This window comes from Achromobacter sp. 1012554356 (assembly GCF_059760815.1).
In genome coordinates, this window is the sequence record NZ_JCBANC010000018.1 from 96,749 (window position 1) to 106,937 (window position 10,189).

Below are 10,189 nucleotides of genomic sequence, written 5' to 3' on the forward strand. Positions count from 1 at the left end.
GTCTGGCCACAAGCTGCGCCCCGCCCGGCAAGGCTCACCATGCATGAATTAGGCGATTCGCTTGGCGTCCATGTTGTAAGCGGAACCCTTCACCTTCCGCGCAACGGCGATTGCCGTGTTGAAGCTGTGCCACGTCGTAAGGGCCACACCATCCCACACATGGAATTGCCCCACGCCGCGAGTATTGGCGTGTTCGATTGCAACCTTCAATTCTTGCGTCAGCATGATGCCTGCTCCAATGGTCCCGGCTATCCGGGGCGTAGCTGTTAGATAGCGATCTGCCCAGCGCTGATCTGCGCATCGACAAAGGCCTCGACGGTATCCGGCGTGAGCGCCAGGATTTGCGCGGCCAGATCGTGCCCTGCGGGTACGCGCAAGTGGCAGAGGTTGTTCATACCGACCGCAGCGCCCCCGCCAGCAGTGTGAGCGACATAGTACTCGCCAGTGTCGAAAACGAAGGTCGTGATGCGGTGGATGTTCATGGCGATGCGCTCCAATGCTGATGTGTCGATCCGGGCGGGTGGTTATGCTTCGGGCGCGGCCTGCTCGATCAAACGGCGCACCACGAAAGGGTCATCGCTGGACGCCACAGGCGTAGCCGCCTCTTCACCCGTGCGGATGTCCTTGGTGTGGAAAGTCATCTTGGTGCCCTTCTCGCGCACATCGATACGGATGACTTCCAAGAAGTCGATCAAGTCTCCCACGCCCACCCCAGATGCAGGCGTTTGAACGTACTTGCGGCCCAGACCCTTGGCCACGACCTGGGCGGCTAGGATGCTCTTGCCCAGCTCGTTGCGGATCTCGTCGTTGTCGGCCCCAAGCTGGTGAAGCTCGCCACACTTCTCCGTGACGGCGAAGGGCCACGTATGCGCCACGCCCACGACGCCCTCGGATTCGATCACCAGCACATCGCCCTTCTTGACGGCGGGATCAGATTGGGTCGCGTCATAGGCCTGGCCGGAACTTTGGAAATTGTGGACGGCGAGCCGATCATTCGCGGCGGTCCCGGTGCGGCGGGTCGCTTCGTTGTCTTCGGGCTGCGCAAGCGCCGCTTCCACGGCATCGCAGACATCATTGATGCTGTCCGGATTGCGGCAGTACCCCAGCCAGACCCATTCGAGCGCCCCGCATTCGGTCGCGGTGGTCAGCGCCGCGCTGAGGGCTTTGAGCGCTTGAGTGTGTTCGGGTGTCATGTCGATCCTGCGGGCGGGTGTGGTCACGGTGGGGGCGGGCGTGGGCGACGGACTAGCGCAGCGCGAAACGCGGCTTCATGTCCGAATAGACACGCTCGAACCAGTCCAAGGAATCCAAGTCGTGCGATTTCAGGTCGGCTGCACGCCACGTAGGCGAATTCAAAATGCGACGCCCCGACTCCACGTTGCGCCACTCCACGGTGCCGTTCTCGATGGACAGGACATTCTCAATTTCCGTGCCAGTGATGGCACTGGTGTAGAAGGCGGCTACCTGCATGGCATTCCTCATCCAAAACATTATTTTAACCCATATATGCCCGTTGCGCTTCGGGTGCGCGCCTGCGTAACAGTTTCGATGCGATTTAGCCAAGCTGGCGCTGCCGCCCCCACCGAATCCCCATGCGCAGTGAATGGCGCGGTTCGCCCCCGCAGTCCGTGAGCAGCGCCCGCCCCCGGGCGACAGGCTGACCCTCACAAAGAAAGGCTGGGCAGGCTCCCTAGGTGGCGGCACCGCTGTGCGCCAGCGCGCCCTGTGCAAGAGTCACGCGGCTGTGCTGTCGCGCTCCGGGTGTCCCGACCATCCACGGTCGTTGTCCTGCGTGTGGTCACTGAACGGGCAGGTTTGGTCCTGGCAGAGGCCGTCCGCCAGCAGCTCGCCGTCGCAGCGCTGGCACGCGGCACGCGTTTCGGTGGCCTTGCTGGTCGTGGGTTCATGGTGTGCATTCATGGGCTATTCCTCGGTGTGGATGTGCGACAGCGACCGCCTCGACCCGCCTGCGGACGAAGGTTGATGCTGTCTGGTGAGCGAGCTATGTCTCCGGCCCGCCCTCTTCGATGGGCTCTTCCGAATCAGCATAGATAGTTATGCCATGCCGATCCGTTTCTCTCCCTGGCGACTGCGTACTAAGTGGGCGGGATTTGGGCGGCAACCCGGCCTTCCCTGCGCGGCTAGATGCGCGCCCCCGGCTACAGCTCGTTGCTGCGATCACAGGCCTGTACGCGCGCTTCGACCAGGACGAGCCGGGCGCAGGCGTCAGGCAGCGTGCGCAGCCGGGTCCGCGAGCGGTTCACCGATCAGGTCGCACGGCTCAATGGTGTCGTCGTAGTAGGACCATCCGCCATTCCAGGTGGCGACATACCATTTCGTGCCATCGCCCGGGACGCGCCTGTCCAGCTTCACCAGCGAGCCGTCAACGTGCCGCAGGACCATTTCGGCCTCCAGCTCGTTGCGGCGTTCGTACCAGTCGTGATTCATCGTCGTTCCTTCGGGGTAAAGCGTGGTTCAGTCGCGTTCGAATTCCCCGCGAGCCGCAGGTTCGGGCAGCAGGCTGGGTTGCTAGGCGGCGGGCTTGCGGTTGTTCACCAGGAACAACACGCCGGGTTCATCCGAGCGGAAGACAGCCAGCCATTGCTGCGCCGATTCTTCCGTCACTTCGCGTTCGGCCTGCCAGAAATTGCCGCGCGCGTGGCTGTGTCGCTTGCTCCACAGGGTGAGTTTCTTGGCCATGTTCATTGCTCCGGGTCGTGCTGCCCCGACGAAACGGGGCGGGTTGTTAGGCGGTAAGCGCGGCCAGCAATTCGTCGTCCGTCATGTCCGAAACGGGCGTTTCGGGCGGCATTCCCAGGCGGGCGCGTTCGTCTGCGATTTCCTTTTCGATTTGCTTGATCCAGACGGCGCGCATGTCTTTTTCCGACTGCTTGACGGCTCGCGACAGGCGCGATGACTCGTTCGCAAGTCGGACATTCAGGGCGGACAGGTGCGAAGTGTCTTGCATGTCGTTTGCTCCGATAGCCCCGGCCCGCCAGGGCTGGGATGGTCAGTGTTGAACTTCTTCGAAGTCAAAGCCGCCTGCTACCGCTTGCTCGTAGGTGTAGCCTGCGTTGTTCAGGGCGGATTCGTAGCGGTCTTCGAAGATGCCGAAAGCAACGTCGGATTCTTGGTCGGGCACCGACAGACCGGATTCCTCTGCGCTCTTGCGGCATTGCGCAATGCACTCATCGGAGACAAACACGGTCGCGACAACAGGGCGAACGCCATCGGCCTTGTTGATACTGCCCAGGATTTTGTAAGAGATCGCCATGTCGTTGATTCCGGTGCAGCCCCGGCGAACCAGAGCGGGTGTGATTACTCGGCGGCGGCTTCGAGGTTGCTGATCGCGTCATCAAAGCTAGACTGGATATCGTCAAGCGCGCTGATAGCGTCATCCATTTGCGACACCGCTTGCTCAGCGGCCTGACCCTTTTCGCCTTGCTGGAAGCTTTCGGGCATGTTGTCGAAATATTCCTGCTCTTCGTCTTTGAGGGCTTCGGCGTCGTCCCTGATCGACTCGGCGAGCGACTTGAGTTCTTCCATACGGGCGACGATGGCGGCAAGTTGTTGACGGCGAGCTTTATTCATCGTGTGTTCTCCGGTGGCCCCGCAGAAGCCGGGCGCGGTTGATCAGGCAGCTTCCAGCGCGCGCCAGGAACGCGTGGCCATCCAGCTCGTGCGGGTCTTGCCGTCGCGCTCCCAGGTGTAGTAGGCACGCGCCCCCTCGGTGTGCTTGAAGGTCAGGACGTTGCCGCTTTGATCCTTGCGCTGCTCGCCCTTGACCAGCGGCGCGGGGGCTTCAGCGCGCTCGACCTCTTGCAGCGGCTGGCCATGAACGCGGTCGGCCAATGCTTGCAGATCATTGGCGGTGCGCTCGCCCAGCTCGGCGCGGCGCTTCGTTTCCCAAACAGCGCTTTCGAGCGCGCTGATCTGGTGGTGCTCGGGCGCTTGTGCGTAAGGCACCATTTCATCCACATAGCCGCGCTTTTTCTCGTCAAGGACGCGTCGGCCAGAGCGCGCGGTGTCGGGAAATGCTTTGCCGCTTTCCAGCGCGACCGCATGAGCGCGCAGATCCACGACTTGCTTGCGGATGGAGCGGATGAGCGAATCCGTGACGGTGCGCTCCACTTCCAGGGGCGCGTAGACGTGGCCACCACAAACGCCACTGAACCAGCCACCCTTGCCGCGTTCCTTCACCTCGTAGCCGTGCTTGCTCATGCGGCCATCCACAACAGCCTGGATGCGTCCGCAGCATTGGCAATGGCCGCGAAGCTGGATTTTCTTGGTGGTGGTCATGTCTGGGTGGCTCCGTTGGCGCAGCTTGCCGGGCGGCGGCGGTCTGCCGCGAAATCAATCAACAGACATTATTTTAACCCATATCGCCGGGTATTACCGTGCCCTTCCCGCCCGTAACAGTTTCGATGCGCGCGGGCCGCCCTGGCTGCGCCGCCCCCGGCCTGCATCTACATGGCCACTGACGCGCACGCCCATCGATGGCGGCGGCGCGGTCCGGCCCGGCTCGCTCTTGGCGCGCCGCCCCCGGGCGCGAATGCGGACCGTGCCCAGGTGCAAGCTACGGCCCAGCATTCGATCCTGGCTGCCCGACCGCCCTTGCCGACCGGCTTTCCCGAGCGTCCTTCTCGCCCGAGCGGCGCGGCGGCCCAAGACATAGATAGTTATGCCATGCCGAGCCGTTTCTTGCCTTGGGCGACCGACATTCTGATGGGGGACCATTTGGCGCTTCGGCATCCTGGCGCTTCGGCATCCAGCGCAGTGGCCAACCTGAAGACGGCCAGATGCTCTGTGGGCATCGCCGGGGCGCTGGGCAAGCGTGTCTCATGCTGTCACAGCATATGGCGCTGGGAGCTGCCCTATCGCGCCTAGCGCCCCTGCCGCGCCATCTGCGTCAGATCGGCAACGATTTGCTCCGCCGTGCGCGACCGAACGAGCACCGCAAACACAGGCTTTGCCGCGCCAGCGACAGGCGGCGTCAGCAGGTTGAACAAGTCCCGCCCCAGCATTCGCGAGATTGGACAGCGCTGGACCGTGGCAGTCCGGCCATTCGTGAAGTCTACGGTCATGCTGTCGTCGTCGGCCTGGATGCGCGCCACACCCGGGATATCGGCCCAGCCCTGCCCCGGCTCACTGAAGGCCTGCCCCAGCGCCCCCGCGTCTGTGCTGCTGGGCGTGGTGCCGGGATTCGGATTGAAATCGCCCGCCACGTCCTGACCGCTCACAGGTCGAAGCACGACAGCTCGCCTTGCAGGCGTTCGGCGGCGCGCTTCATCTTGCGCCAGTGTTTCGCGAGGTTCATCGCGGCGGCGACGGCTTCGGCGTCTTCCTTGCGGGAGAACAAAGCCGATCCGTCCAGGCCACCGATGAAATACCCGCCCCCGTTGTCGAACGCTTCGGCGGTGTAGTCCGTGCTGCTGTCCAGCGCGTCCAGGGCGTCACGAGAGACTTTTTTCTTTGCCATGGTGCCTTCCTCCGGCTCAAGCAAACTGCGCCGCTTCGCTCGCGGCCATGTCGCCCTGGTACTGATCGAAGCCGCGAAGCCAGTCGGCGGCGCGGGCCTTGTCGCGTGCCTGTCCGAGGGCGGCGGCGTCATAGCCCGCCTGAAAGCTTGTGGACTGGCGGTTAAGCCAGAGCTGGTGTTCGCTCATAGTTGCTTCGCTCCGATGGTCCCGGCGAGCCGGGCGGGAAATGGATGCGTCCTGGGCGGCGAAGAGGTGGCCACCCAGCCGCTTGCTGATCAGTCGTCCTGGCGCGGGGTGGCGATGCCGAACTCGTCGGCCAGCGCATTGCTGGCGCGCGTGGCGGCGTCGTTCGCTTCCCGCACTCGCTCCTGCGAGTAGCCGTCTTTCTGGGCACCGTGATAGCGCAAGGACTGCTGCGCTTGGTGCCAGTTCCCGAACAATTGCTGGATCCGCTGGGCGTGTTCCTCGGTGATCTTCTTTGCCATGGTCATTGACTCCGTTTGAGAGCTTGCAATTGGTGGGCGGCGTCGGCTGTACAGCCTACAGCGCCACCCGCGCTAGTCGGCGCTGGTAAGCATGAAGGTGTCGCCGTCAGGCTCCAGCGTCATGCCCGTCTCGGCATCCCCCATCCCGGTCGCCCAGGCGATCAGATCGCGCTTCTCGGCAAAGATGTAGGGCATCTGCTCGCCCGCGTTCATCGGGATTGCGATCTTCCCTTTGGCGGCGCGCATCGCACGCGCAAGGTCAAATCCGGTCATGGCCATCGGCTCCAAGACGCCCCGGCGATGCCTGGGCGCGGTCATTATCGCGGTCGCGATCCCGGGTGCGGCAATCGGGATCAGAACAGTCATTATAACTCATGCGGCGCGCGCTGGCCTGCCCATGCACGCCGCGCAACACTCTTTCCCCGCTCGCAAAGCGCCGCCAAAGCGATCCAGCGACACGGCCTAGCATCGTCCGCGTGCCCGCGATGCCGCATCCAGGCGCGCGCTCCCCCTCTTCTTTGTCAGGGTTGCCTTTCCGGCCATCACGCCGCCACCTCTTCCCCCACGGCAGTCCACGAAAGCGCCCCGGCAGCGCAAGGCGATCAGACCCATCGCGCCCTTCCCGTCGAGCGCGTCGTCCGCCCGGCAGAGCGCCCCTCAAAAAATTTGGCCCGACCCATTCGACAAATCATTTCCCTTGTAAGGGAAAAAGGCCTCGATCAGGCAACACCTTGTTGAGAACGCTGAATACCTTACGCCAGGATAGACAACGACCGAATCAGCGGTAAAGGCTAGATAGCCACGCAGACGTACCACGCCTGGAGATCTCGACCATCACAAAGAGCGAGGGGGCCAGGAGGGGGCAGCCTAGTCTCAAAACGCAGAAGGCAGACACAGGCCGGATACAGCAAATCAACCCGAGGCACGTCCGCGCGCTTCTCGGAAGGCAGAGCACCCGTTGCCTCAGAACCCGGCATGAGCACCAATGGGTCCAACCAGTCCAGAGGCGACACGATCACTGAGCGCAGGCACGCACACACCCATGCGGCTTGCCTCAGCGTCAGTCAGACAGGCGGCGACATTGCCCCCATAGCGATTGCCATATGCAGGAGAGTGGCATGCTGACCCATAGGCCGAATCCCCGACACAGGGGAGAGCGACAGGAAAGCATGCATGGCCTGCTCCACCTGAAGCGAAGCGTCAGTAGTGTCAAAAATGGGCAGCAATGATTACGAGGCAAAAGAGAGCGAGAGCGTATCCCTGAGAGATAAGGGCAATGACACAAGCGTCCGTATCGATCCCTTCCCATAAGCCCCCAGGTGCATAGCGTCCCGTACCAACCGACGAAGAGGCAGATACGTACGCCGCATCTTCATGCACAGGCCTGCCAAAGCGAGTGGCCATGTATGGAATTCAACCTGCTTGGGAAAAAGCGAAGACGACACGAAATCGGTCGGAACAATTACGCACCAAAACGGCTGAGTTCACGAATGCGCATCAACGCAGCGCCCGGCCTTCGTGCAGAGCGGCTGGTGCCCCTGATCGGTAGCTTACGTCGGCACCCGGCAAGCAACCTCGGCATTCTCCAGTGCTTGTTCGCATCCCCGCCGCACCGCATGCCACCGTACTTTGGAAGGGTCTTTGAAAAGGTCTTTGGAGGGTCTTTGGAGGGGGCAAAAAGCCCATTGGGACATAGGCAAAAACAGCAGCCTCAATTAAAATTGCATTGCACAATACAACACAGCGGAGTATCCGTGGCCTCTTCCCCGACCATCGACACCTACCCCGAACTGCAACGCGCCTATTCCTTCTTCAACGAGCACCTTTTCGACGGCAAGCTCACTCCCCCGCTGTTCACGCTCGAAAGCCATGTTCGCTTTCGCGGCTACTTCGCCAAGAACAAGTTCGTTTCCAGCGATGGCAAGCGTAAGACGCATCAGATCGCTTTGAACCCGGCCAGCTTTCACGAGCTGAGCGTCAAACAGAACCTGTCCACGCTCGTCCACGAAATGTGCCATCAATACCAATCCGACTTCGGGGAAGAGTCGCGGCGCTGCTATCACGACAAGCAGTGGTCCGGCTACATGCTGGAGCGCGGCCTCATCCCGTCCGACACGGGCCTGCCGGGCGGCAAGCGCACGGGGCAAAGCATGACCCACTACATCGAAGAAGGCGGGCGATTCGACATCCTGGCGAAACAGCTCATCGCCGAAGGCTTTGACTTCGCGTGGCATGACCCGTACACCTTTCGAGCGCGTCGGGCAACCGACAAAGCGCGGTTCATCGCATCGAACACGCGAACGGCAACCGGGGGCGCGGCAGCCATGCCGCTCGGGACCACCGTCGCCACGCCCCGGTCCACGCACCCCGTCGAGCCTGGGCCTGTGCTCATCACGCTTGGTGGCTCGACCGAACCCTACAACTCGTCGAACCGCGTGAAGTTCATCTGCATGACCTGCTCGCAGCAGTGCTGGGGCAAGCGCGGCCTGAAGATCAATTGCGGCAACGACGGCTGCGGCAACCGGCCCTTGCAGGCCGAAGCGGATTACTGAGCAGGCGGCTCAACCTGCGCCGACCAAACCTCCGCAAAGAAGAGGGGGCGCAATGGCCCTCCCCCTGGTCAAGAACGGCAGCGCCTTTGGGAAGGTCTTTGGAAAGGTCTTTGCAGTGGTCAAACCGGCCCTAACTGGATGATGCCGTCCGACTGATTAGAGGGGGCGCAAACCGATTGATCTGACCATCGGACATGCTCAACTAAACCGCCGAAATAAGTTGAGCATACTGAGCAGCGCAATTCCGTCCTGAGCGCCCACAAAAAAGCGTCCCCTGAAGGACGCTTCGATGAGTCTGCGAACTCGCCGTGGCGGCGATCTATTCGGGCACCTTTTCGGCGCTCACCTTGAAAGCGCGACTGAACGGTTGCACGTACAGAGCGTCCAGTTTTTCGACTCGGGCTGAGGCTGTCTTGACCGATTCGCGGAAGCCGGAACTGACACTGCGCAGCCGTACCATGAGGTGCGCCCTTTCTGCGATCAGCGCCTCGGCAGTCGTGCAAATCACCTTCACCGTTTCGTAGTGTTCTTCGAACAGCCCGGTTCGTTTCAGGGAACGCGACCCCCAACCTCGCGTCACTCGCTTGGAGAACCAGCCGACGTTGCCTTTCTTCCGGTACATGATTCTAAGTTCCGGGACCGACCCGTCCCGGTTCTGCACGAAGGCTACTCGCATCTTTCCGGAGAGGCCTTGGGGCTGAAGAGCATCCATGAAATCGTCCAGCTCTTTGAGCGCGAAATCGATCTTCTGGACCATCTTTTCCAGCGTGTCGAAATTGGCCAGGAATGCCTCTTTATGGCGCTCGAATACACCGTCTGCCAAATCGATAACCCCCACCCCAAACTGATTACGATGATTAAGCGGTGATGATACCCCAAACCGTATACGAGTCCGGGGGCGCAAGAACGAGTTCGCGCAGTGAGAGCCAGCGCTGGACGTGCGCCCCGCGCCGATCATGCGAACGCGGGGGCGCGCAACTCGGAACGGTGGGGCATAACAGCGAGCCGCGCCCCCCTCCTACCCCCCCCCTCCTTTGCAGGGGCTTAGTCCGAGGAATTCAAGCTGCCGGACATGGCAACGGATCGCCAGCAGCGGCATCCCTGGACAATCCGCAGATCCCGCTAGGGCTACTCGGTAAGGCCAACCCGCCAGCCCTTGGTCGGTAGCTGAGCGCCGATGCGCAGCATGGATGACCGATGGACGCGACGCGGAAGAAAGCCGACCCAAAGCTACGAACAGAGGCAAACCTAACCAGCCTTCCTATGGTTCGATATGCGATAGGACGCTCGTCGTCCGTCGAGCGTAGCGACTCGCCGCAGAACCCGGCCAAGCTCGGCAAGGCAAGTTCGCCACAAGAATCGACCGCAATCCTCTGGCCCCCGCCACTCGCCCGCACGGTCCGCGATGGCGAGCGCCACGGTCTTTTCGCCACATGCCCGCACCGCCTAAACCAAGGCACTCTCGCCCCAAAATACCCGAAACGCTATGCGCTTTGTTGAGCACCTAAGCGCTTCGATAGTTGAGCACCTAAGCGCCGTTAGTTGAGCATGTTAGAGGCCAGTTGCGAGCACATGTTGGTGCCCCGATTGCTGTCTCAGCGTCCGATTTCCGATGCGAATTCGCTTGCTCTGCATCCCCCTGTACCCCCCCCCCTCCATTTCTGTCTCTACC

18 protein-coding genes are annotated in these 10,189 nt (G+C 62.0%); 1 reads left to right on the forward strand and 17 read right to left on the reverse strand.

Features of this window, described 5'->3' with window-relative positions:
• Nucleotides 1-48 precede the first annotated feature (48 nt).
• From AC6LJW_RS11950 to AC6LJW_RS12025, 16 genes are all read right to left on the reverse strand, one after another.
• Nucleotides 49-225, reverse strand: a complete 177-nt coding sequence (locus tag AC6LJW_RS11950; protein ID WP_498087412.1) for a hypothetical protein — start codon at nt 223-225, stop codon at nt 49-51.
• 41 nt (nt 226-266) lie between these two features.
• Nucleotides 267-482, reverse strand: a complete 216-nt coding sequence (locus AC6LJW_RS11955) for a hypothetical protein (RefSeq protein ID WP_498087413.1) — start codon at nt 480-482, stop codon at nt 267-269.
• 42 nt (nt 483-524) lie between these two features.
• A complete protein-coding gene (locus AC6LJW_RS11960) occupies nt 525-1,220 on the reverse strand; it encodes a hypothetical protein (protein ID WP_498087414.1) in 696 nt (231 codons plus the stop codon).
• 25 nt (nt 1,221-1,245) lie between these two features.
• Complete coding sequence (locus AC6LJW_RS11965) at nt 1,246-1,470, reverse strand: hypothetical protein (RefSeq protein WP_498087415.1); 225 nt, start codon at nt 1,468-1,470, stop codon at nt 1,246-1,248.
• Nucleotides 1,471-1,734: 264 nt separating this feature from the next.
• Nucleotides 1,735-1,920, reverse strand: coding sequence for a hypothetical protein (locus tag AC6LJW_RS11970; protein WP_498087416.1), 186 nt, complete (start codon nt 1,918-1,920; stop codon nt 1,735-1,737).
• Between the two features lie 306 nt (nt 1,921-2,226).
• On the reverse strand, nt 2,227-2,448 hold the full coding sequence (locus tag AC6LJW_RS11975; protein WP_498087417.1) for a hypothetical protein: 222 nt from the start codon (nt 2,446-2,448) through the stop codon (nt 2,227-2,229).
• Nucleotides 2,449-2,529: 81 nt separating this feature from the next.
• A complete protein-coding gene (locus AC6LJW_RS11980) occupies nt 2,530-2,700 on the reverse strand; it encodes a hypothetical protein (protein ID WP_498087418.1) in 171 nt (56 codons plus the stop codon).
• Between the two features lie 46 nt (nt 2,701-2,746).
• On the reverse strand, nt 2,747-2,968 hold the full coding sequence (locus tag AC6LJW_RS11985; protein WP_498087419.1) for a hypothetical protein: 222 nt from the start codon (nt 2,966-2,968) through the stop codon (nt 2,747-2,749).
• A 42-nt stretch (nt 2,969-3,010) separates the two neighbouring features.
• A complete protein-coding gene (locus tag AC6LJW_RS11990) occupies nt 3,011-3,274 on the reverse strand; it encodes a hypothetical protein (RefSeq protein ID WP_498087420.1) in 264 nt (87 codons plus the stop codon).
• 44 nt (nt 3,275-3,318) lie between these two features.
• Complete coding sequence (locus AC6LJW_RS11995) at nt 3,319-3,591, reverse strand: hypothetical protein (protein WP_498087421.1); 273 nt, start codon at nt 3,589-3,591, stop codon at nt 3,319-3,321.
• 42 nt (nt 3,592-3,633) lie between these two features.
• Nucleotides 3,634-4,299, reverse strand: a complete 666-nt coding sequence (locus AC6LJW_RS12000) for a hypothetical protein (RefSeq protein WP_498087422.1) — start codon at nt 4,297-4,299, stop codon at nt 3,634-3,636.
• Between the two features lie 584 nt (nt 4,300-4,883).
• Nucleotides 4,884-5,252 (reverse strand): hypothetical protein, encoded by a 369-nt coding sequence (locus tag AC6LJW_RS12005; protein ID WP_498087423.1) that lies wholly within the window; start codon nt 5,250-5,252, stop codon nt 4,884-4,886.
• Complete coding sequence (locus AC6LJW_RS12010) at nt 5,237-5,479, reverse strand: hypothetical protein (RefSeq protein ID WP_498087424.1); 243 nt, start codon at nt 5,477-5,479, stop codon at nt 5,237-5,239. The genes AC6LJW_RS12005 and AC6LJW_RS12010 overlap by 16 nt, the downstream gene beginning before the upstream one ends.
• 16 nt (nt 5,480-5,495) lie before the next feature.
• Entirely contained in the window at nt 5,496-5,666 is a 171-nt protein-coding gene (locus tag AC6LJW_RS12015; protein WP_498087425.1) for a hypothetical protein, read from the reverse strand.
• 89 nt (nt 5,667-5,755) lie between these two features.
• Nucleotides 5,756-5,965, reverse strand: a complete 210-nt coding sequence (locus AC6LJW_RS12020) for a hypothetical protein (RefSeq protein ID WP_498087426.1) — start codon at nt 5,963-5,965, stop codon at nt 5,756-5,758.
• A gap of 72 nt (nt 5,966-6,037) precedes the next feature.
• Nucleotides 6,038-6,331, reverse strand: a complete 294-nt coding sequence (locus AC6LJW_RS12025; protein WP_498087427.1) for a hypothetical protein — start codon at nt 6,329-6,331, stop codon at nt 6,038-6,040.
• Nucleotides 6,332-7,719: 1,388 nt separating this feature from the next.
• On the opposite strand from AC6LJW_RS12025, the gene AC6LJW_RS12030 reads away from it, so the two are divergent.
• Nucleotides 7,720-8,517, forward strand: coding sequence for a SprT-like domain-containing protein (locus AC6LJW_RS12030; RefSeq protein ID WP_498087428.1), 798 nt, complete (start codon nt 7,720-7,722; stop codon nt 8,515-8,517).
• A gap of 319 nt (nt 8,518-8,836) precedes the next feature.
• On the opposite strand, the gene AC6LJW_RS12035 is transcribed toward AC6LJW_RS12030, so the two are convergent.
• The gene (locus tag AC6LJW_RS12035; protein WP_498087429.1) at nt 8,837-9,355 is read right to left on the reverse strand and encodes a hypothetical protein; all 519 of its coding nucleotides are present in this window, start codon (nt 9,353-9,355) and stop codon (nt 8,837-8,839) included.
• Nucleotides 9,356-10,189: the final 834 nt, after the last annotated feature.